The organism is Catellatospora vulcania (genome assembly GCF_009720385.1).
In the GTDB taxonomy this organism is placed as follows: domain Bacteria; phylum Actinomycetota; class Actinomycetes; order Mycobacteriales; family Micromonosporaceae; genus Catellatospora; species Catellatospora vulcania.
In genome coordinates this window covers 235,992-258,861 of record NZ_ML769303.1, presented here as the reverse complement: position 1 = coordinate 258,861, position 22,870 = coordinate 235,992, and the positions used below count along the sequence as shown (strand labels likewise).

Sequence of the window (22,870 nt, the reverse complement as noted above, 5' to 3'; positions counted from 1 at the left end):
CACCACGCGCCGACCGCAGGAGTGCCCACGATCGACCCGCACGGGTCAGGGCGCTGTGGTGGGCGAGGCAGGCGCGGCGGGCGCGATGGGCGCGGTGGGCGGAGGCACGGGCAGCGGCGCGCCGCCGCCGTCCGGCAGCGTCCTCGGCGGGAGCGGCCAGGGCATCGGCTGGCCCTCGAAGCCGCGCTGGCGCAGCCGCTCCAGCAGCTGACGCTTCAACTCCTGGTCACGCAGCCGCTGCTCGGGCCGCACCCGCTCCCCCCGGTCGCGCTCGCCGCCCCACGGGCCGCGCTCGACCCGGTCGAAGTCGTGGTGGCCGCGGTGGTGTCCCGCCATCAGGCCGGCCGCGAGGCCGAGCCCACCGCAGAGCAGGCCGCCCAGCAGGAACGCGATCAGCACCGCGGCCAGCGTCCCCGCGGACGGCCGGGACCAGGTGCGGGCAGGCGGCGCGGGCTGCGGGTCCGGCTGCGGCTCCGGCTCCGGGGTGGTGTCGTCGACCGGCTGCGGCTCGGTGGTCATACGGGCTCCCAGGCTGAGGGGTACGGCAGGACGCCGGCGCTGCCGCGCGGGCCGGGTACCACTGTGACACCGTCCGGCGCTGCGCGGAAGCCGGGCGTGGTACACATGGGCCGGTGGACGCTGAGGAGGAGCCGGGCGGACGGCGCGTGGAGGACCTCGTGCTCGACGCCGCCCGTGACTGCGTGCTGGCGTACGGCGTGCGCCGGACGACGGTGACGGACGTGGCGCGCCGGGCCGGGGTGTCCCGGATGTCGGTGTACCGCCGCTGGCCCGACGTGCAGAGCCTGGTCGGCGACCTGATGAGCCGGGAGTGGCATCGCGTGATCGTGGACGCGGCACGGCAGGCGGCGGCGTCGGACGGGCCGCTGCGGTCCCGCCTGGTGGCGCAGTCCGTGGCCGCCGCGGCGACGCTGCGCACCCACCCGCTGCTCCGCAAGATCATGGAAGTGGATCCGGAGATCCTGCTGCCGTACATGCTGGACCGTCGCGGCGCGGGGCAGGAGGAGATGCTCGGCTTCCTGGTCGAGATGATCGCGGCCGGGCAGGCCGAAGGCTCGGTGCGCCCCGGCGACCCGGCCCGCCTGGCCCGCGCCGTCCTGCTGACCGCCCAGTCCTTCGTGCTGTCCGTGGCCACCGTCACCGACGGCCACACCCCGTCCGACCTCGACGAGGAACTGACCCTCCTCCTCGACCGCTACCTCTCCCCCACCGCGCCCGCCAACCGTGCCCCGCGCTGATTCCGGGGGCGGGCACTCCGTGCCGCCGCACCGCCCGTCCTTGATAGACGCTGGCCTATCTGATCGATTTTTTGTAGATCGGACTCGATCAGATAGGCCAGCGCCTATGACAGAACAGGGCTCGCGACAGGGGCGAAGAGCGACAGGGCGGCGGGGAGCACACGGATCGGCAGCTCGCCGAGCACGGTGAGCGGGTCGCCGTCGGCGTAGGCGGGCACCGGGCGGTCGGCGGCGACGGTGACCGAGGTCCCGCGCAGCACGGTGACCTGCGGGCGGCGTACGTGCCTGCCGCCGCGCATCTCCCGTAGCACCAGCGGGAACAGCAGTTTGGACACCTCGCCGAGCACGACCACGTCGAGCAGCCCGTCGTCGGCGGCCGCGCCGGGCGCGACGTGCAGGCCGCCGCCGTAGTAGCCGGAGTTGGCCACCACCACCGAATACGCCCGCACCGACCGCTCCTGCCCGTCGACGGTGAGCCGGTAGACGGTGGGCCGCCAACCGACCAGCGCACGTGCCCCGGCCAGCGGGTAGACCAGGGCGGCCGGGGTGAACCGGGCGCGGTTGGCACGCTCGTTGGCGGCGGCGTCCACCCCGGCGTACACGCTGCCCAGCACGATCTCGCCACCGGCGTCGAGCACGTCGACACGGCGCGGCTCGCCGTCCAGCAGGAGCCGCGCCACGTCTTCCGGCCGGGACGGCAGGCCGAGCTGGCGGGCGAAGTCGTTGCCGCGCCCGGCCGGGACGACGCCGAGCACGCCGCCCGTGCCCGCCAGCGCCGCGCCGAGGCAGCGCAGCGTGCCGTCGCCCCCGGCGGCGAGCACCACGTCGCCGTCGGCGGCACAGCGCCGGGCGACCTCGCGGGCCTGCTCGACACCGCCGGTGTACTCGACGCGCACCCGCGCCCCGCCCGCGCGAAGCAGCTGCGCGACCGGCATCAGCCGGGCCAGCCCACGCCGCGCGGCCGGGCCGACCACCGCCGTGAACGACCGGGTCATCAGGGCACCAGAATCCCCGGGTTCAGCACCCGCGCCGGATCCAGTTCGCGCTTGACGGCGCGCAGCACGTCGACCCCGAGCGGGCCGATCTCCTGGGCGAACCAGTCGCGGTGCTCGGTGCCGACGCCGTGGTGGTGGCTGATCGTCCCGCCGGCCGCGATGATCGCGTCGTTGGCCGCGGCCTTGGCCCGCTGCCAGCGCGCCACCGGCTCGTCGCCGTACGCGGTGACGACGGTGAAGTAGAGGGAGGCGCCGGTCTCGTACACGTGCGAGATGTGGCACAGCACCATCGACGGCACGGGCAGCGCCGCGAACAGCGCTTCGCGGACGGCCTCGTACAGGCCGGGCAGGGCGGACCAGAACGCGGCGGTCTCCAGCGTCTCGGCGAACGCGCCCGCGTCGAGCAGCGCGTCGCGCAGGTAGGGCGCGTCGAACCGGTGTGCGGCCCACTGCTCCCCCGGCTCGGTGCCCAGCTCCTGGCCGCCGCACTCGCGCAGCACCGCCGCGGTGTCGGCCGCGGCCCGGTCCACCGACGCGCCCTCGTGGCCGACCACCATCAGGCAGCCGCCGTCGCCGCGGCCCCGTCCGGTCGCCCCGAGCATGGTCTCCACCTCGTCGGACAGCCGCAGCACGGTCGGCCGCGGCCCGTCCTGGGCCAGCCGCCGGGCCGCCGCGGCGCCGTCGGTGAACGACTCGAACCGCCAGCCCTCGTAGCGCCGCTGGGCGGGCAGCGGGCGGACCCGTACGGTCACGTCGGTGATCACGCCGAACGCGCCCTCCGAGCCCAGGAACAGCCGGCGCAGGTCCGGCCCGGCCGCCGAGGCGGGAGCGCGGCCGGTGCTGATCGTGCCGCGCGGGGTGGCCACCGTCATCCCGACGACCATGTCGTCGAAGCGGCCGTAGCCCGCCGAAGCCTGGCCGGAGGAGCGGGTGGCGGCGAAGCCGCCGATGGTGGCGTACTCGTACGACTGCGGGACGTGGCCGAGGGTGAAGCCGTGCTCGGCGAGCAGCTCGTCGGCGCGCGGCGCGGGCAGCCCGGCCTGCAGCACCGCGGTGCGCGACACCGGGTCGACGGCGACCAGCCGGTCGAGGCGGCGCAGGTCCAGCGTGAGATAGCCGCCGGTGTCGGGGGTCAGCCCGCCGACGACCGAGGTGCCGCCGCCGAGCGGCACCACCGCGAGCCGGTGCTCGGCGCAGACCGCCAGCACGGCCAGCACCTGGTCGTGGTCGGCCGGGGCGACGACCGCGGCCGGGAGCGCGGGCAGCTCGCCGGTGCGCTGGTGGAACAGGTCGGGAGTGGACTTGCCCGAGGCGAGCAGCGCCCGCGCCGCGAGCTCGGTGCTGACGTGTTCCGCGCCCACCACCGCGGCGAGCGCGGCACGGGCCTGCTCCGCCAGCGCGGGAACGGAGACGGCGACCGCGTCCGGCGTGACCGCCGGGGCCGGCGGCGTGACCTCGAAGACTTGCTTGAGCAGCCCTGCCACGGCCTCGGGCAGCGGCTTCGCCTGCTCCGGTGTGCCCCAGCGCGCCCAGCCGGCCCGCCGCTCTTCCCGCATCGCATCCATGTGTGACAGAGTTACATCAAGTGTCACTTCGGCGCAAGGAGGAGACCCGTGTCGGACACCTCTCTGACTGCGGCACGCCGGGCGCGCGAGCTGGCCGCACTCACCGCGGGCGAGGTGGTGGACGTGCTGGTGGTCGGGCTCGGCGTGACCGGCGCCGGGGTCGCGCTGGACGCGGCCACCCGCGGGCTGTCCGTTGCCGCCATCGACGCCCACGACCTCGCCTTCGGCACCTCGCGGTGGAGTTCCAAACTGGTCCACGGCGGGCTGCGCTACCTGGCCAAGGGGGAGGTCGGGGTGGCGTACGAGAGCGCCGTCGAGCGCGGCACGCTGCTGGCCCGCACCGCCCCGCACCTGACCCGGGCGCTGCCGATGGTGCTGCCCGCGACGGCGTACACCGCGCCGCTGACCGTCGGGCTGGCCGGGGCCGGGCTGCGCGCCGGCGACCTGCTGCGCCTGGCCGCGGGCACCCGGCGCGCCGTCCTGCCCGGGGTGCGCACGCTGTCGGCCGCCGAGGCGCGAGGCATGGTGCCCGCGCTGCGCTCCGGCGGGCTGCGCGGGGCGCGGCTGTCCTGGGACGGGCAGCTGTGCGACGACGCCCGGCTGGTCACCGGCCTGGCCAGAGCCGCGGCCGGGGCGGGCGCGAAGGTGCTGACCCGCTGCCGCGCGACCGAGCTGGCCGGCGACGGGGCCGCCGTGGTCGACACGCTGACCGGGGCGCGGCACACCGTCCGGGCCCGGGCGGTCGTCAACGCGACCGGCGTCTGGGCCGGGCAGCTCGCCCCCGACATCACCCTGCGGCCGTCCCGCGGCACGCACCTCGTCCTGCCGTCGGCGCTGCTCGGCGGCCTGTGGGCGGGGCTGACCATTCCGGTGCCCGGCGAGCTGTCCCGCTTCGTGATCGTGCTGCCGCAGGCGGACGGCCTGGTCTACGTCGGGCTCACCGACGAGCCGGTCGACGGCCCGGTCCCGGACGTGCCCGAGGTCCCCGAGTCGGATGTGGACTTCCTGCTCGACGTGCTCAATTCCGCCCTGGAGACCCCGGTGCGCCGGGCCGACGTGCTCGGCACGTTCGCCGGGCTGCGCCCGCTGATGGCCGCCGGTGGGCGGACCGCCGACATCTCCCGCCGCCATGCCGTCGTGCAGGGCCGCGACGGGGTGGTCACCGTCGTCGGCGGCAAGCTGACCACGTACCGGCGGATGGCGCAGGACACCGTGGACGTGCTGGCCGCACGGCGGGGCGTGCACGCCGGCCCATGCCGCACGCGCGACCTGCCATTGCCCGGGGCGGCGTCCCGCGACCTGCTGGCCCGCGTGCCCGCCCCCGCCCGCCTCATCGCCCGCTACGGCACCGAGGCCCCGGCCGTCCTGGCGCAGGCCGCCCCGGAACTGCACACCCCCGTCGCGCCCGGCAGCCCGGTGACCGGGGCCGAGCTGCAGTGGGCGGTGCGCCACGAGGGCGCGCTCACCGTCGACGACCTGCTCGACCGGCGCACCCGCCTGGGCCTGGTGCCGCCGCAGCGCGCCGCCGCCCTCCCGGTCGCCGAACACATCCTCGCCACCAACTGAGGCGAAGGAAGGGCACCTTCTTATCGCTATGCGTTGTAGAAGGTGCCCTTCCCATCATCACAACGCTGTGAGCAGCGACGATTCGAGCGGAGGCGGTATGAGCGACGGAACCGGCCGGGAGCGGTCGTGGTGGGGCTGGGGCTGGGCGGACCAGGCGGTCGACGCCGACGGGTGCGCGAAGCTCGCGCGGCGGGTGAGCCCGTTCCTGCCGCTGGACGGCGAGCTGACGCCGGTGCCCGCGGTGCCGGAGCTGCCGCCGTCACGGCTGCGGCCGCCCGCGAGCGTCGCCGCGCTGTGCCGTGACGACGCGCGGACCCGGGCCGCGCACGCGTACGGGCGCGCGTACCGCGACGTCGTCCGCCTGCTGCACGGCGCGCTGGACAACCCGCCGGACCTGGTCGCGTACCCGCGCGACGAGCCGGACGTGATCGCGCTGCTCGACTGGGCGTCGGACGCCGGGGTGCCGGTGGTCCCGTTCGGCGGCGGCACCAGCGTCGTCGGCGGCGTCGAGTACCGCGGCGGCGGCCCGTGGCTGTCGCTGGACCTGACTCACCTGGCCGGTGTCGTCGAGGTGGACGAGGTCAGCCGGGCGGCGCTGATCCGGGGCGGCACGTTCGGGCCCGACCTGGAGGACGCGCTGCGCCCGTACGGCCTCACCCTGCGCCACTTCCCGCAGAGCTTCGAGTTCTCCACGTTCGGCGGCTGGCTGGCCACCCGGGCCGGCGGGCACTACGCCGCCGGGTACACGCACATCGACGACCTGGTCGAGTCGATGCGGGTGGTGACCCCGGCCGGGGTCGCGCAGTCGCTGCGGGTGCCCGCCTCGGGCGCGGGCCCGTCGCCGGACCGGTTCTGGCTGGGCTCCGAGGGCATCCTCGGCGTCATCACCGAGGGCTGGGCCCGGGTGCAGCAGCGCCCGTCGTTCCTGGCCAAGGCAGCGCTGCGCTTCGAGGGGTACGCCGACGCGGTGCGCGCCGTGCGGGCGGTCGCCCAGTCCGGGCTGCGCCCGGCGAACTGCCGGCTGCTGGACCCGCTCGAAGCGATGCTCGGCGCGGCCGTCGCCGACGGTTCGAGCCGCCTGCTGCTCGGCTTCGAATCCGCCGACCACCCGGTCGACGCGCTGCTCGCGCGGGCCGTCGAGCTGTGCCGCGAGCACGGCGGCACGGTCGAGCAGGCGCAGGACACCACCGGGCGCTGGCGGGACACCTTCGTCGGCGCGCCCTACCTGCGCGACGGGCTGGCCCGGCTCGGGGTGGTGGTGGAGACGTTCGAGACCGCGTGCACGTGGGCCGCTTTCGACACGCTGCACGCGGCGGTGGTCGAGGCGGTCGCGTCGGCGGGACTGTCCGAGACCGGTAGCCCGGCGCTGGTCACCTGCCGGTTCACGCACGTCTACCCGGACGGCCCGGCGCCCTACTTCACCGTGTACGCGGCCGGCCGGCGCGGCGGCGAGGTCGCGATCTGGGACGCGCTCAAGCGGGCGGCCGGGGATGCGATCGCCGCGCACGGCGGCACGATCACCCATCACCACGCCGTCGGCCGCGACCATCTGCCCTGGTACACCGGGCAGCGGCCGGAGCCGTTCGCACTCGCCCTGCGCGCCGCGAAGTCCATTGTGGACCCAGCCGGGGTGCTCAACCCGGGCGTGCTGCTGCCCTGACGAGGGCATGAAGAAGCCCGCTTCGGCGATCACGGGGGAAACCGTCGAAGCGGGCTTGCAAGCGAAGGTACCTCGTTTTACGGCGCGGCGCCATCCCTGCCCTCAGGAATTTCTGCGCAAGCAACTTTGTCGGGCGGCGGTGGCACAATCCCGCGTCGTGAACGGGGAAACGGAACCGGGCTGGCTGCCCGCGGGCACGGGATACCAGGTGGCGCTGCACGGCGGGCGGGTCGTGGCGCGCAACGCGTCCGGTGTGCGGCTCAAGAGCCTGCCCGCCGCCCTGAAGGACGATCCGGTCGTGCTCGACCTGCGGCAGCTGCGCGAGTGGCTGGCCCGCCACGAGGCGGAGTGCCTGGCCGAGGTGGAGCGCTGGATGGTACGCGGGCTGCCCGTGGCCGCCCCGGTGCTGGCCCGGATCTGGGCCGACGAGGCCTGGCGGGCGGCCCTGCGCGACCTGGTCGTCGCGCCCTACGGCGAGCACGGGCCGGACCTGGCGCAAGCCGGGTTCCTGCGCGACGTGGACGCCGAACGCGGCGCGGGAGTGGTCGGGCTCGACGGCGAGTCGGCGTGGCTGCGCCCCGGCCCCTTCGCCGTCCCGCATCCCGTGCTGCTCGACGAGGTGGAGGAGCTGCGCGAATTCGCGGCCGAGCTGGACGTCCGGCAGGGCGTGGCGCAGCTGTTCCGCCAGGCGCACCGCCGCCCGGCCGGCTTGGCCGAGCAGGCGGCCCTGCTGCACGGCTACGCCGGGGCGCACTACGCGCAGCTGCGGCACGCGACCTCGCGCGCGCTCGCGCTCGGCTACGCGGTGCGCGGCGGCATCGCCCGCTGCCGGATCGTCGAGCACGGCCGCGCCGTCGACGCCTCCGTCTGGCTCGGCGACGGCGACCCGGGCTACGAGACCTGGACCGGCCCGCTGCAGTTCGCCGACGCGTCCGGCCGCACCGTGCCCGGTGCCGAGGTCGGGCCGATCACCTGGTCGGAGGGTGTGCGCCTGGCCGCCGCCGTGCACTCCGGCCGCACCGGGACCAGCGAGACGGGGAGCTGAGCATGACGACGACCTACGAACCGTCCGCGGCGGACGGCCTGCTCGACGCGGGCGCGGTGCTCGACGGCCCGGGGCCGGACGATCCGGCCGTCGCCGCCGTGACCGGCCGGGCCTACGTCCACCCGGCGCTGCCCGGCCGCACCGTGGTGCGCCTGGTCAGCGAGCCGGTCAGCGCGGCCGAGGACCTGAGCATGGAATTCCTCGGCTTCACCGCGGACGGCGCGGTGCCGGTGGGGCACGGCCGGATACGCGCGCTGGCGTTCCCCGCCTCCGCGCTGGTGCAGGACCCGGCGCACGGCCGCGAGGCGCTGGCCCTGGTCAAGGAGATGGAGAAGCTGGCCCGGCTGGCCCGCTCGAAGCCCGGCAACGCCCGCGACGGATATCTGGCCGTGGCGGCCCGCCTCGCCGGAACCGTGCCGCACTTCCTGCCGGGCTTCTGGGAGCAGGCGGGACGCGCGTTCATCGACGCGGAGAACCTGCGCCAGGCCGCGACCTGCTTCGGCGACGCGCGCCGCGCCGAGCAGACCTATGCGCTGCCCGTCGACGAGGCCCGCCTGCGCGACGCGCATCTGGAGTTCGCCCTGGCAGGCGCGCTGACCGCGAAGGCGTTCCGCGACTACGCGCGCGACGCGCTCACCCGGGCACCGGCCGCGTCGGCGTACCCGCTGGTCCGCTCGGTGGCGGTGCGGCGGGTCGCGGGCGGGCTGCCGCCCGGCCCGGGGCTGGCCGCCGACCTGCGACGGCTGGCCAAAGCCGCCGGGCTCGGCGCGGCCGCCGAGGACGAGTCCGTCGTCGCCGAGCTGCTGATGCTGCCCGCTGTGGTACGCGCCGACGCGGGCTTCTGGACCGCGTACCGCAAGACGCTGCCCCGGCTCGCCCGCCGCGACCCGGCGGTGGCGGCCCGCCTGCTGGAACTGCTGCCGGAACCGCCCGGCTGGAAGGCCGACCTGTCCGAGGAGTGGCTCGACCTCATCCTCGACGCGGGTGTGCTCGACGCGGCGGACGCCGACGTCGCCGGCTGGCTGGAGCGCTTCGCCTGGTATCGGGCGAAGCACCGCTGGGCCGTGGGCGCGGTCAGCCCGCGGCTGCACGACCTGGTCGCCCGGCTCGCCCCGCGGCTGCGCGCGGCGGGACGGCCGCTGCGGCTGCGGCCCGCCGACGGCTCCGGCCCGGTCGACCTCAACCTGGTGGACGTCTGCCTGGCCCACGGCGTGCCGGTGGCCGTCGACCCGACACCCGAGGGCCTGCCGGTGACCCGCTGGCACGACATGATCGGCGAGGGCCGCCGGGATCTGCGGGCGATCGCCGCCGACCCCGGCCTGCTGCCGGAACTAGTGCGCGGCCTGTGGCGACTCCTGGACCGGTACTCGCAGGTCGACCCCGACGGAGCCAACGCCGCCAACCTGATCACGACGCTGACCGAGGTGCCGGGCCTGCTCGTCGCGCTCCGGCACGGCATCGGGCGGCAGCGGCTCGACGGCAGCACCGTCGCCGGGCTGGAGGCCACCCTGCGTGAGCTGTACCCGCTGTGGTCGGCGGCCGGGGTCCGGCTCGCGGCCGGCGAGCTGCGCCGGGTCGCCGCGCTCGACGCCGCCGAGGTGCTGGCCGGCTCGCTGCGCGCGGGCCTGGTCGACGAGCTGGGCTGGCCCGCGTACGAAACGGCGGTCGCCGATCTCAAGCGGCTGGGCCTGTCCCCGAGCTGGCCGACGCTGGCCGCGTGCGACTTCAACCGGGCGGTGACCGTCGCCCCCGACGGCACGGCCACGCAACACGTGGTGCGCACCCCGCCGGACAGCTGGCGCACCGACGTCAGCTGCCACGAACTCGGCGGACGCCTGCTGGTGTCCGGGGACTCGCACTACAGCGAGGGCTGGGCCTACTGGGCCGACCGTCCAGATCAGACTTTCAAGGTGCCGCGTGCCGACCGGGCCGAGCACGCCGGTCCGCCCACGCCGTTCCTGCCGCTGCCCGGCGGCGGGGTCACCGGCGGCGGCCGCCCGTGGCTGCCGGGCGACCCGGTGGCACCGGCGCCGGGCCCGGTGAGCAGCGACGGCGTCACGTACTGGCGTTGCGAGCAGGAGCCCGACGGGCCGCGCTGGCGTGAGTACGACCCGCAGACCGGCGAGCCCGGTCGGCACAGCCTGCCCGCGTTCCTCGCCGACGGCGTGCCGGACGGCGGGCGGCTGCTGCCCGAGTGGTCGTGGCTGCGGCCGGGCCCGGACGCGTTCGCGGACTCGCCGCTGGGCAGCGCGGACGGCCTGCTCGGCTGGCGCGTGCACGTGCTCCCCGACGGCACCCAGGTCGGCCGGTCGGTCGACGGCCGCACCGTGCGGTGGCAGCCGACCGTGCCCGGCGAGGTCCTGGTCGGCGCGCTCCGGCTGCCCGGCGACGACCGTCTCCGCCCGGTCACCACGCGGGTCGGCGACCGGCCGCGGCCAGGTGACCTGGCCGTCACGGTCTGGGCCCCCGACGGTGGCGGCCCGTTGCAGGAGTGCCTGGCCACGCACAGCCGCCCGCCGTTGCCGCACTGGCACGCGCTGCGACCCCGCGACGCGGCGGGCTCGGCGGCGCTGCGCGCGATGACCGCCCCGCGGGCCGCCGCGCTGCTGGCCGACGTAAGCAACGGCAACGCCGCCCTGGACCACCTGACCGACCAGGCCATCGCCCGGCACCTGCCCGAGGTCACCGACCCGACGCTGCTGCGGGCCCTGCGTGCCGTGGTCCGCACGACGGTGCGGTTGCAGGTCAGGCTGGAGCGGTTGCGCGAGCTGCTCGCCGCGAACGACGCCGAGCAGGCCGCGTCGGCCGCGTCCGGCCCGGACGGCACGCCACCCGCCGCACCGCAGGCCGGCGAGGAGGGCAAGTCGTCCGTCGGGTCGCAGCCGGGGCCGGGCCCGGCCCGGCCCGAGGTCTCCGACACCGACCTGTCCCAGGCGCTCGTCGCGCTGGTGGCGTGGCGGGGGCGCTACTTCCATGGCTCGAAGGACTCGCGCACCGCGGTGATGGGCCAGCTCAAGGCGCTGTCCCGGCTGTTCGCCGACCCGCCGGAGCCCGAGCAGGTCCCGCCGCCGGACGCCGAGTCGTCCTGGCCCTGGCTGCTGCACGGGCTGGGCGCGGTGCTGATGGTCGCCGCCTCCCCCGCCACCGCGCCGGAGGCGCGCTCGGCCCTGGCCCGGCTGCTGCGCGCGTTCGCGGCCTCGCCGTTCGCCGCGCCCGACCCGCGGATCCGCTTCGTCACACTCGCGGTCACCACCGCGCACAGCGCCGCAGAGGCGGGCGAGGGCGGGCGGCGCATCGTGTTCCTCTCCGGCGGTCACCGGCTGCACTCCGTCGGCCCGCGCTTCTCGCGGTACGCCGTGGACCGCTGCGCGGACGCCGAGTTCGCGCCGATCGCGGGCATCGACGTGCACACCGCCATCCACCGGGACGGCTGGGGCGACGCCGCCCGGCTCAACGCCGCGGCCGACCGGCTCGACGGCGAAGGCCCCGTGCCCTGGCGGGCGGACGGCCCGCCGCGGCTGGCCGAGCTGACCGGGCTGACCCGGGCCGAGGCCACGATGCTGCTCGCCGGGCTGCCGATCGGCGGCTGGAGCGAGCACACCCTCGACACCGCGCAGCGCAAGGCGCTCGGCCTGTCCGTCGCCGAGGCACGCCTGGCGGCACAGCTGTGGCACGGGATCGGGCGCACGCACCGGATCGCGCTGCTGGACGCGGCCGTGCCGGCCGACCCGGCGGACCTGTGGCGGCACGGGCCCGACGTGGACGCGCTGGCGGCCCGGTGGATCGCCCTGTTCGGACGGCGTACGCCGCTGCCCGAGGAGCTGCTGGTCGAGGCGAAGCGGGTGATCCCCGGCGAGATGGGCCAGGAGGTGCTGCGGATCATCGCCGAGCCCCAGCCCCGCACCTGGCTGTGCACCGACGGGGTGACCGAGGCGGGCTCCTGGCGGCTGGAGACGGTCGCGACCCAGGGTGACGCCTTCGACGAGGGCTGGCTGAAGGCGGCCGCCGCGGCGCTGGCCTGGCTCGCCTACCGGCTGCCCGCCGGCGACCCGCTGCGCGCGGCGCTGCCCCGGGCGCTGGACCTGGTGCGGCAGCGGCTGGACAACCCGAAGCTGGCCGTGGGCACCACGGTCCGCCGCCTCGGACTGGTGCCCGACGGGCTGCCGGGCGTGTGGCACAGCACCGAGAACGGCGGCTACGGGGTGTACCACCTGCTGCCCGCCGCGATCACGACCCCGGACGACCCGGCGCTGGCGCTGGGCGAACCGGGTGTCGCGGACGCCCTGCGGCTGCTGCGCGATCCGGCCCTGGCCGCGGCGGTCGCCGAGGCGGACGCGCTGGCCGCGGGGACCTGGCCGCAGGACCCTCGGCACACGGCGCCCGACCTGGTGGCCGAGGTGGCGGCGGCGCACGCGCTGACGCCGGAGGCCGCGGCGTACTACCTGCAACTGCTGGCGCTGCCCGACCCGACCGACGCCAACGCGGCCCGCTGGCTGGGCGTCACCACGGCGGGGCTGAAGCCGCTGCGGGCGGCGCTGATCGCGGCGGGGCTCGTCGTCGAGGCGCGGCGCGAGCGGGCGGGCCGGGCGGTGTTCCTGCCGGGAGGGTGGCTGAACCTCAAGGCCCCCGCGCTGCCGGTCGAGGCGTGGAAGGCCCCGCTGCTGGGCCTGCGCGACGACACCGCCCCGCCCCTGGGCACGGCGCTGCTCGGCCGCCCGGTCGCCGACCTGTTCCGCGCCGCGTGGGCGCGGGTCACGGCACGTTGACGGGGCCATGATCGCTGTTTCGTGTCGGAAAGTGCGGTCCGGCTGCACTTTCCGACACGAAACAGCGATCTTCGCTGCTGCTGCGCGGCGGAACCGCAGGTGGACGGGGTGCGGCTCCCATACGCTGGCGGCGAGGACGACGGGTGGTGGGCCGTGGCGGCGGTGGGGGTGGTCTCGCGGGCGCTGGCCGAGCTGCACGCGCGGCTGGCCACCGTGGACGACGGCACGGTCGCCGACTACATCCCGCAGTTGGCGCTCGCCGACCCGGCCGCGTTCGGGCTGGCCCTGGTCAGCATGGACGGCCACCGGTACACCGCGGGCGACGCACTGATCCCGCTCACCATCCAGTCGGTGTCCAAACCGTTCGTGTACGCCCTCGCGCTGGCCGAACTCGGCCTGGACGCGGTCACCGCCCGCGTCGGCGCGGAACCCAGCGGGGAGGGCTTCAACGCGATCAGCCTGGAGCCGGGCACCGGCCGACCGGCCAACCCGATGATCAACGCGGGCGCGATCGTGACCACGTCGCTGATCCCGGCCGCCGACCCGGCGGAGCGCTTCGAGCGCATCCTGGCCTGCCTGTCCGCGTTCGCGGGCCGCCGGCTGGACGTCGACGAGGCGGTGTACGCCTCCGAGTCGCGCACCGGTGACCGCAACCGGGCGCTGGCCTACCTGATGCGTGGGGCCGGCTCGCTGACCGGCGGCGTCGAGGAGGCGGTGGACGTCTACTTCCGGCAGTGCTCGGTGCAGGTGACCACGGCCGATCTGGCGGTGATGGCGGCGACCCTGGCCAACGGCGGGGTGAACCCGGTGACCGGCGAGCCGGTGGTCCCGGAGCTGACCGCCGAGCGGGTGCTGGCGGTGATGGCGACGTCCGGCATGTACGACGCGGCGGGCGACTGGCTGCTGCGGGTGGGCCTGCCGGCCAAGGGCGGCGTGTCCGGGGCGCTGATCGCGTGCAGCCCGGCCCGTTTCGGCATCGCCGCGTACAGCCCGCCGCTGGACGCGGTCGGCAACCCGGTGCGCGGCGTGCTGGCGCTGCGGGAACTGTCCGAACGGTACGCCCTGCACCTGATGCACCACCCTGGTGCGGCTCCGGCGACGGTCACCCGCGACCTGCACGGCGAGGCGGTCGCGCTGGTGACCGCGCAGGGGCCGCTGGAGTTCACCACCACCGAGCGGCTGCTGTCCGCGCTGACCGAAGCGGTCGCGCCGCTGCCCGCGGCCGGCGGCGTGGTGCTGGACCTCGACCGGGTGAGCCGCGTCGACCGGGCCTCGGCGGCGATGCTGCGCGAGGAGCTGACCGCGCTGCGCCGCCACGGCCTGACCGTCGCCGCCGTGGGTGAGGCCGGGGCGGCCGTGCTCGACGACCCGGACCACGTCTTCGGCTCCCGCGAGCGCGCCGCGGCCTGGTGCGAGCAGCAGGTCGCCGCGGCGGAACCGCCGGCCGACCGGCACCGGCCGGAACAGCCCGGCGAGCCGCACTGGTGATCGGGCGACCGGCAGCGGCGCCGGCCGGCGTGGCTACCCCAGCTCGACCGGCGCGCCCGGACCGAGCGGGATGCCCAGCAGGTACCAGAGCACGAAGAACAGCGTCCAGGCCACCGCGATGATCAGCATGTACGGGATCATCAGCGAGATCACCGTGCCGACGCCGGCCTCCTTCTTGTACTTCTGCGCCAGCAGCACGATGAACGGCAGGTAGACCATCAGCGGGGTGACCACGTTCATCGGCGAGTCGGCCACCCGGTACGCGGCCAGCACTGTCTGCGGCGCGACGCCCAGGCGCAGGAACAGCGGGACGAAGATGGGCGCGAAGATGGCCCACTTCGGGATGACGCCCGGGATGATGATGTCCAGCACCAGCACCACCAGGATGAAGCCGATGAGCAGCCACAGCGGCCCGATGTTGGCGCGTTCCAGGCCGTCGGCCATCTTCACCGCGGCGACGGTGGCCATGTTGGTGTAGTTGAAGTACGCGATGAACTGGGCGATCACCAGCAGCATGAAGATCAGGCCACCGAGCCCGGCGAACGTCTTGGTGATGGCGTCCATCGCCGCCGCGCTGCCCTTGAGGGTGCCCGCGCCCGCGCCGTAGCAGAGGCCGCAGACCAGGAAGACCAGCATGATGATGAAGATCAGGCTGTCCATCAGCGGCGAGTCCTCGACCAGGCTGCCGGTGACCGGGTTGCGCAGGATGCCCCACGGTTTGGGCGGCACGGACAGCAGCAGCAGCACGGCCAGCACCGCGAGCAGGCCCCAGAAGGCGTACCGCAGCCCTCGGGCCTGCGCGGACGCGGGCGCGTCGCCCTCGACCGGGGCGGCGTCGGGGATGTCAGTGGCCTCGTGCGACACGGCTCCCGTGTACTTGCCCAGGCGCGGCTCGATGACCTTCTCGGTGATGAAGGTGATCAGGAAGGCCAGGAAGATGGTGGAGCCGATGGCGAAGAACATGTTCGCGGTGAGGCTGATCTTCCGGGCCGGGTCGGCCAGCGCGACCGCCTCGTTGGTGATCTCGGTGATGATGCCGTCGGTGGGCGTGATGAGCACGTTCACCATGAACGTGCCGCCCACCGCGCCGAACGCGGCGGCGAGCCCGGCCAGCGGATGCCGCCCGACGCTCATGAACGCGACTGCGCCGAGCGGGATCAGCACCAGGTATCCGGCGTCGGAGGCGATCGACGACAGGATGCCGACGAGCACGATGATGAAGGTCAGCGACCACGGCGGGGCGACCGCGACCAGCTTGCGGATGAGCGCGCCGATGAGCCCGGCGCGCTCGGCCAGGCCCACGCCGATCATGGCGACGAGGATGACGCCGACCACGCCGAAGTTGGTGAAGTTGCTGACCGCCGAGGTGAAGATGAACCGGATGCCGTCCGCGGTGAGCAGGCTCTTGATCGCGGTGGTCTCGGTGTGGGTCTTGACCGGCGGGTGGTACAGCTCCTCGGGCGGGATCTCCAGCGAGGGTTCCTGGGTGCCACCGGGGTAGGTCTCCTCCGCCACCACCGGTGCGGGCGCGGCCGACTCGTAGGTGACCTGCACGCCGATCGCGGCGAAGACCGCCGACAGCACGATGATCAGACCGATCAGGATCAGGAAGATCATCACCGGGTGCGGCACCTTGTTGCCGACCTTCTCCACTCCGTCCAGCATTCGAGCCGTGAACGGACGCTTACCGGCGTCCGCGGTCGCTGCGGTCATGCCCGCTCCTCGCTGCGCTCGTCCTCGGCATGAGCCGATGCTGACCCGGTTCGCTCGCTCACGAGCGCTCCTTGGCAGCCAGTGGGTCCGGTTCCGGGCGCTGGAAGGCCAGTGCCAGGTCCAGCAGCAGGCGCGCGCCGAAACCGGTGCAGCCCTGCGGGTACCAGGTGCGCGGCTTGTCGTTCTGCGCCGTGCCGGCGATGTCGATGTGCGCCCAGGGGGTGCCGGCGACGAACTCCTCCAGGAACAGCGCGGCGTGGATCGCGGCGGCGTTCGCGCCGCCCATGTTCTTGATGTCGGCGACGTCGGAGTCCATCTCGGCGCGGTAGCGGCGGGCCATCGGCAGCTGCCAGACCGGCTCGTCGACCCGTACGGCCGCGGCCCGGACCTGGTCCACCAGGCCCTGGTCGTTGCCGAACACCCCGGCGATCTGCGCGCCGAGCGCACGCAGGCAGGCCCCGGTCAGCGTGGCGATGTCCACGATCGCGTCCACCGGCTCCTCGGTGGCCAGCACCAGCGCGTCGGCCATCACCAGGCGGCCCTCGGCGTCGGCGTTGACCACCTCCACGGTGGTGCCACCGCGCATGGTGAGCACGTCGCCGAGCTTGACCGCGCTGCCCGAGGGCATGTTGTCGGTGCACATCAGATACCCGGTGACCGCGACGGGGCAGTCCAGCTCGCCCAGCAGCGCCATCGCGGCGAGGATCGCGGCCGCGCCGGACATGTCGTTCTTCATGGTCGCGTGCACCGCGTCGGCGGGCTTGAGGCTGATGCCGCCGGAGTCGTACATGATGCCCTTGCCCACCAGCGTCAACCGGGGCACGTCGGGGTCGCCCTCCGGGCGGTAGCGCAGCTTGATCATGCGTGGTTCGTCGGCGCTGCCCGCGTTGACCCCGAGCAGGCCGCCGCAGCCCAGCTCGGTGAGCGCGTCCCGGTCGTACACGTCGACGGACAGCCCGCTGTCCGCGCCGAGCCGCGCGGCGACCCCGCCCAGCCGCTCCGCGGTGAGCAGGCTCGGCGGCGCGTTGGCCAGGTCGCGGGCCAGCGCGGCGGCCCTGGCGTACGCGAGCCCGCGCCGCACCCCGCGCCGCACCGCTTGCACGTCGCCCTCCGCGGCCACCAGGGTCAGCGCGGTGACCGGCGGCGCGGGCTCCTTCTTCAGCACCTCGAAGCGGTACCGGGCGAGCAGCGCGCCCTCGACGGCGGCCTGCCCCGCCGTCTCCGGCGGCACACCGGTCGCCCCGTCCAGCGCCAGCACCAGCCGTCCGGCGGCGCCTGCGGCACGGGCGTACGCGGCGGCCGCGTCCCGCAGCAGGTCGGCGTCGAGTTCCGCCGGGTCGCCGACGCCCACCGCGATCAGGGCGGGTCCGCCCGGCCGCGGCAACGCCAGCGTCTGCCCGATCCCGCCGGTGAACCCGGCCCCGGCCAGGTCGCCCCGGTCCACGCCCAGCGCCTGTGGCACCGCGCCCGAGGCGGCCACCAGCACGCCCATCGGCGCGTCGGCCGCGTCGAGGTCCCCGGCCGCGACGACGGTGACCTCGGGGACACGCGTCCAGGACGGGACTGGGTCGAAGCCTGTCGCCGTCGCTGTCATTCCACCGCTCCTCCATGCCGACGGCACACCACCGGTCTGTGCAGCCCTGAAGCACAGCATCACGGCTCGAAGGTGAATATGTGGACGTTTTGCGAGGATTGACCGGGCGACCCGGCCACCGGCGAGAATGGAGGCGTGACCCGCTACGGCGCGCAGTACGGCCCCGACTTCACGTTCCTCGGGGTGCCCCGCTGCGACTGGGCCGACCCGCGGACGTACGCCGACGCCGACGTGGTGATCCTGGGCGCGCCGTTCGACGGCGGCACCTCGCACCGCCCCGGCACGCGGTTCGGGCCGAGCGCCATCCGCGGCACCGACTACCTGCCGCACGACGGCTCCCGGCCGCACCTGGCGTTGCGGGTCGACCCGCTCGGCCCCGACCTTGTCGTACGCGACGCGGGCGACCTGGAGCTCTACAGCGGCGAGGTGCTCCGCAGCTGCCAGAGCATCGAGGACGCGGTGGCGTTCCTCGCCGGGCACGGGGTGATCCCGCTGATCCTGGGCGGCGACCACACGGTGACCTGGCCGGACGTCACCGGCGTGGCACGCCACCACGGCTACGGCCGCAGCTCGGTGATCCACTTCGACGCGCACGCCGACACCGGCGACATCACGTTCGGCTCGCTCTACGGCCACGGCCAGCCGATGCGTCGGCTCATCGAGTCCGGCGCGGTGCGCGGCGACCGCTTCCTGCAGCTCGGCCTGCGCGGCTACTGGCCGGAGCCGCCGACTCTGGACTGGATGGCCGACCAGGGCATGCGCTCGTTCCACATGAGCGAGATCGGGGCCCGCGGGCTGGACGCGGTGCTCGACGAGGCGTTCGCGATCGCCCTGGACGGCTGCGACGCGGTCTTCCTGTCCGTCGACATCGACGTGTGCGACCCGGCGCACGCCCCCGGCACCGGCACGCCCGAGCCCGGCGGCCTCACCGCCCGCCAGCTGCTCGACGCCGTGTCGCGCATCTGCCGCACGCTGCCCGTGGTCGGCATGGACGTGGTCGAGGTCTCCCCGCCGTACGACCACGCCGAGATCACCGCGATGCTCGGCAACCGGGTCGTCCTGGAGGCCCTGTCCGGCCTGGCCCGCCGCCGCCACGACGCCCGCACCGGCACCACCTGGAACCCCGCCACCCCGCTGCTCGACGGCCGCGGCTCCACCACCTCCGACTGACCCGCCGGGCGGGTCCGGCGATGGTGCGGCGGGCGGAGGGGTCGGGGCGGTAGGGTCGGCGGCGATGGACGCCGAGGACTGGAACCGCCGCTACGCCGCTGCTGACCTGGTGTGGAGCGCCGAGCCCAACCGCTTCGTGGCGGCCGCGCTCGACGGGCTGCCGCCGGGACGGGCGCTCGATCTCGCCTCGGGCGAGGGGCGCAACGCGCTGTGGCTGGCCGGCAAGGGCTGGCGGGTGACCGCGATCGACTACGCGCAGGTCGCGGTCGACAAGGGACGTGAGCGGGCCCGGCAGGACGGGCTCGAGGTCGACTGGGCGGTCGGCGACGTGCTGGCGTACCGGCCTCCGGTGGAGGGGTTCGACCTGGTCCTGATCGCCTACCTGCAGCTGCCGCCGGAGCAGATGGCGCAGGTCTGGGCGCTGGCGGCGCGGGCGGTCGCACCCGGTGGCACGCTGTTCGCGATCGGCCACGACCGGACCAACCTCACCGACGGCACCGGCGGCCCGCAGGACCCCGAACTGCTCTGGGCGCCCGAGGAGCTGACCCACACGCTGGTCGCGGACGGCCTCACCGTGGACCGCGCCGAGCGGGTGCGGCGCGAGGTCGCCACCGAAGAAGGTGTACGCCACGCCGTCGACACCCTGTTGCGAGCCCACGCCCCGGTGCCCGACCTGCCCTGACCCGTAGCGCCAACTGGAACGGCGTCGGACGGATCATGCCAGGTCATCATACCTCTTAGTTGCACGACCCTACTTTGTGCCAGATCTATCGGCACGCATTGCAGTCCTGTTGCGACGGTGTGAAACTTCCATCACGCGCGCAGGGAGCCATACGCGCGACTCGGCACCGAGGGCCCCGGTTCTCCGGGAGGTGCCGCGCACCGCCGTCACAGCCTGTCCGGGTTGTCCATTCCTTCCTGCGCTCGAACGCGCCGCCCGCCCGGTGGTTTGCGATCCCTGCGCAGGCCCCGCACCGGTCCCGAGGCGAAACCGACCGGTCCGGCCTGGCTCAAGGAGTACCCAGTGAGGATTCCGATCAGATCCACCTTGCGACGCCGATTGACGGCGCTGCTCGGCGTGAGCGCGCTGGCCACCATGGGGCTCGTCGCCGTGGCCACACCCGCCCACGCCGCCGTGTCCTGCCAGGTGACCTACACCAAGGCCTGGGACAACGGCAGCGGCTTCGGCGCGAACATCAACATCACCAACACCGGCGACCCGCTGACCAGCTGGTCGCTGACCTGGACCTGGCCCGGCAACCAGGGCGGCATCCAGGGCTGGTCGGCCAACTACGCCCAGTCCGGCCAGAACGTCACCGCCACCAGCCTGTCCTACAACGGCAGCCTGGCCACGGGCGCGTCGACCGGCATCGGCTTCAACGCCTCCTACAGCGGCACGAACACCAACCCGAGCAACTTCGCGATCAACGGGGTCTCCTGCGGCGGCACCACGCCGACGGTGAGCCTGGTCGTGTCGCCGACCTCGGTGAGCGTGCCCGAGGGCGGCACCGCGACGTATGCGGTACGCCTGTCCGCGCAGCCCAGCGGCAACGTCACGGTCGCCACGACCGCCGGTTCCGGTGACTCCAACCTCACCGTGTCGTCGGGCGCGAGCCTGACGTTCACGACGAGCAACTGGAACACCAACCAGAACGTGACCCTCGCCGCGGCGGAGGACACCGACACGACCAACGGCACAAGGCCGTTCACGGTCGCGGCGTCCGGGCTGTCGTCGGTGACGGTGAACGCGACCGAGGCCGACAACGACAGCACCACGACCCAGTCGCTGGTGGTCTCGTCGACCGCCGTCAACGTGCCGGAAGGCGGCACGGCGACCTACACCGTGCGCCTGGCAGCCCAGCCGTCGGGCAACGTGACCGTGACCAACACGGCCGGTTCCGGTGACACGAACATCACGGTGTCTTCCGGTGCGAGCCTGACGTTCACCACGAGCAACTGGAGCACCGCCCAGACGGTGACCCTGGCCGCGGCCGAGGACAGCGACACGACCAACGGCACCCGCCCGATCACGGTCGCGTCCAGCGGCCTGAGCTCGGTCACCGTGAACGCGACCGAAGCCGACAACGACAGCACCACGACCCAGTCGCTGGTGGTCTCGTCGACCAGTGTCAGCGTGCCGGAAGGCGGCACGGCGAGCTACACGGTGCGCCTGGCCGCGCAGCCGTCGGGCAACGTGACGGTCACCAACACGGCCGGTTCCGGTGACACCAACCTCACGGTCTCGTCGGGCGGCAGCCTGACGTTCACCACGAGCAACTGGAGCACCGCCCAGACGGTGACCCTGGCCGCCGCCGAGGACTCCGACAACACCGCCGGCACCCGGCCGATCACGGTCGCCTCCAGCGGCCTGACCTCGGTCACCGTCACCGCGACCGAGGCCGACAACGACGGCGGCACCGGTGGCCCGCGCGCCGACAACCCGTACGCCAACGCCGGTGTCTACGTGAATCCGCAGTGGCGGGCCGCGGCGCTGGCCGAGCCCGGCGGCAGCCGGATCGCCAACCAGCCGACCGGGGTCTGGTTCGACCGGATCAGCGCGCTGACCGGCAACGGCAGCCCCACCACGGGCACCATGGGCCTGGCCGACCACCTCGACCAGGCGGTCATCCAGGACGCCGCGAACGGCTCCGCGCCGATGGTGATCCAGATCGTCGTCTACAACCTGCCCGGCCGTGACTGTGCCGCGCTGGCCTCCAACGGCGAGCTGGGCCCGACCGACCTGCCGCGCTACAAGGCGGAGTACATCGACCCGATGGCGGCGATCCTGGCCCGCCCGGCGTACGCGAACCTGCGCATCGTGGCGATCATCGAGATCGACTCGCTGCCGAACCTGGTGACCAACGTCGGCGGCCGGGCGACCGCGACCCCGATGTGTGACACCATGCTCGCCAACCGCGGTTACGTCGACGGCGTCGGTTACGCGCTGAACAAGCTCGGCGCGGTCCCGAACGTCTACAACTACATCGACGCCGGGCACCACGGCTGGATCGGCTGGGACGACAACTTCGGGCCGAGCGCGAACATGATGTTCACGGCCGCGACCTCGTCCGGCAGCACCGCCGCCAACGTGCACGGCTTCATCGCCAACACCGCCAACACGTCGGCGCTGACCGAGCCGTACGTGGGCTCGATCACCGAGCAGCTGCGCCAGACCAGCTGGATCGACTGGAACCGGTACAACGACGAGCTGACCTTCGCGCAGGCGTTCCGGTCGCGACTCATCCAGTCCGGCTTCTCGTCGAGCATCGGCATGCTGATCGACACCTCCCGCAACGGGTGGGGCAGCTGCGTGCAGACGCCGTGCCAGCCGACGCAGGCCACCCGGCCCACGGCGCCGAGCACGTCGACTGACCTGAACACGTTCGTGAACCAGTCGCGTATCGACCGCCGCATCCACAAGGGCAACTGGTGCAACCAGGCCGGCGCCGGCCTCGGCGAGCGCCCGCGGGCCGCGCCCGCGACGGGCATCGACGCCTACGTCTGGATCAAGCCGCCGGGCGAGTCCGACGGCTCCAGCAGCCTGATCCCGAACGACGAGGGCAAGGGCTTCGACCGGATGTGCGACCCGACCTACGGCGGCAACGCCCGTAACGGCAACAGCATGTCCGGTGCGCTGCCCAACGCCCCCGTGTCGGGGCACTGGTTCTCCGCTCAGTTCCAGCAGCTGATGGCGAACGCGTACCCGCCGTTGAGCTGACCGCTACCGAGTGACGGTCCCGCATCCGCGTGGGTGCTCAGGATCGGGGCCGTCCTCGCGCCGGCCGGGCATCCGTCACGGCTGCCCGGCCGGCGGGAACCCCGCCGCACCGGGCGCACCGGCGCGGCGGGTCTGTAGGAAGTGCCGCTGGGGCGGAAACTTGGGCCCCGCCGGCAGCGGCACGGCCGCCGGCGTCGTTCTCACGACGCCGGCGGTCCGCCGTTGCACGGTGCTCATGCCGTCCCGCGAGGGCTTGGCGAATCTTTTCCGCGAACGGTGTTTAACCGCTGTCGGCGCGGGGTAACGCCCCCGCTATGGCATGGCAACAGGTGGC

General features: G+C 74.4%; 14 protein-coding genes. 9 read left to right on the top strand and 5 right to left on the bottom strand.

The features are described 5' to 3' along the window. Nucleotides 1-45 precede the first annotated feature (45 nt). A complete protein-coding gene (locus F6W97_RS09205; protein ID WP_155369786.1) occupies nt 46-519 on the bottom strand; it encodes a hypothetical protein in 474 nt (157 codons plus the stop codon). Nucleotides 520-632: 113 nt separating this feature from the next. Between F6W97_RS09205 and F6W97_RS09200 the strand changes: the two genes are divergently transcribed. Continuing rightward, a complete protein-coding gene (locus F6W97_RS09200) occupies nt 633-1,256 on the top strand; it encodes a TetR/AcrR family transcriptional regulator (protein ID WP_155369785.1) in 624 nt (207 codons plus the stop codon). A gap of 104 nt (nt 1,257-1,360) precedes the next feature. On the opposite strand, the gene F6W97_RS09195 is transcribed toward F6W97_RS09200, so the two are convergent. Next, a complete protein-coding gene (locus F6W97_RS09195; protein WP_155369784.1) occupies nt 1,361-2,251 on the bottom strand; it encodes a diacylglycerol/lipid kinase family protein in 891 nt (296 codons plus the stop codon). Beyond that, complete coding sequence (locus tag F6W97_RS09190) at nt 2,251-3,807, bottom strand: FAD-binding oxidoreductase (protein WP_155369954.1); 1,557 nt, start codon at nt 3,805-3,807, stop codon at nt 2,251-2,253. The genes F6W97_RS09195 and F6W97_RS09190 overlap by 1 nt, the downstream gene beginning before the upstream one ends. A 57-nt stretch (nt 3,808-3,864) precedes the next feature. On the opposite strand from F6W97_RS09190, the gene F6W97_RS09185 reads away from it, so the two are divergent. From F6W97_RS09185 to glsA, 5 genes are all read left to right on the top strand, one after another. Further along, nucleotides 3,865-5,382, top strand: coding sequence for a glycerol-3-phosphate dehydrogenase/oxidase (locus F6W97_RS09185; RefSeq protein ID WP_155369783.1), 1,518 nt, complete (start codon nt 3,865-3,867; stop codon nt 5,380-5,382). A 97-nt stretch (nt 5,383-5,479) separates the two neighbouring features. Beyond that, a complete protein-coding gene (locus F6W97_RS09180; protein WP_155369782.1) occupies nt 5,480-7,042 on the top strand; it encodes an FAD-binding oxidoreductase in 1,563 nt (520 codons plus the stop codon). Between the two features lie 157 nt (nt 7,043-7,199). Then, nucleotides 7,200-8,087, top strand: a complete 888-nt coding sequence (locus F6W97_RS09175) for a DUF4132 domain-containing protein (RefSeq protein WP_230686520.1) — start codon at nt 7,200-7,202, stop codon at nt 8,085-8,087. Nucleotides 8,088-8,089: 2 nt separating this feature from the next. Beyond that, nucleotides 8,090-12,853 carry a hypothetical protein gene (locus F6W97_RS09170; protein WP_155369780.1) on the top strand — a complete coding sequence of 1,588 codons (4,764 nt, stop codon included), beginning with the start codon at nt 8,090-8,092 and terminating at the stop codon, nt 12,851-12,853. A 108-nt stretch (nt 12,854-12,961) separates the two neighbouring features. After that, nucleotides 12,962-14,341 carry a glutaminase A gene (gene glsA, locus F6W97_RS09165; protein ID WP_230686519.1) on the top strand — a complete coding sequence of 460 codons (1,380 nt, stop codon included), beginning with the start codon at nt 12,962-12,964 and terminating at the stop codon, nt 14,339-14,341. Nucleotides 14,342-14,374: 33 nt separating this feature from the next. Here glsA and F6W97_RS09160 read toward each other — a convergent pair whose 3' ends face one another. Together F6W97_RS09160 and F6W97_RS09155 are read right to left on the bottom strand one after the other, a co-directional pair. Next, a complete protein-coding gene (locus tag F6W97_RS09160) occupies nt 14,375-16,054 on the bottom strand; it encodes an AbgT family transporter (protein ID WP_155369779.1) in 1,680 nt (559 codons plus the stop codon). A 58-nt stretch (nt 16,055-16,112) separates the two neighbouring features. After that, on the bottom strand, nt 16,113-17,648 hold the full coding sequence (locus tag F6W97_RS09155; RefSeq protein ID WP_155369778.1) for a leucyl aminopeptidase: 1,536 nt from the start codon (nt 17,646-17,648) through the stop codon (nt 16,113-16,115). A 135-nt stretch (nt 17,649-17,783) separates the two neighbouring features. Between F6W97_RS09155 and speB the strand changes: the two genes are divergently transcribed. From speB to F6W97_RS41375, 3 genes are all read left to right on the top strand, one after another. Further along, nucleotides 17,784-18,818 carry an agmatinase gene (speB, locus tag F6W97_RS09150; protein ID WP_155369777.1) on the top strand — a complete coding sequence of 345 codons (1,035 nt, stop codon included), beginning with the start codon at nt 17,784-17,786 and terminating at the stop codon, nt 18,816-18,818. Nucleotides 18,819-18,882: 64 nt separating this feature from the next. Further along, the gene (locus tag F6W97_RS09145) at nt 18,883-19,500 is read left to right on the top strand and encodes a class I SAM-dependent methyltransferase (RefSeq protein ID WP_155369776.1); all 618 of its coding nucleotides are present in this window, start codon (nt 18,883-18,885) and stop codon (nt 19,498-19,500) included. 342 nt (nt 19,501-19,842) lie between these two features. Next, nucleotides 19,843-22,536, top strand: a complete 2,694-nt coding sequence (locus F6W97_RS41375; RefSeq protein WP_155369775.1) for a glycoside hydrolase family 6 protein — start codon at nt 19,843-19,845, stop codon at nt 22,534-22,536. The last annotated feature ends 334 nt before the right edge of the window (nt 22,537-22,870 follow it).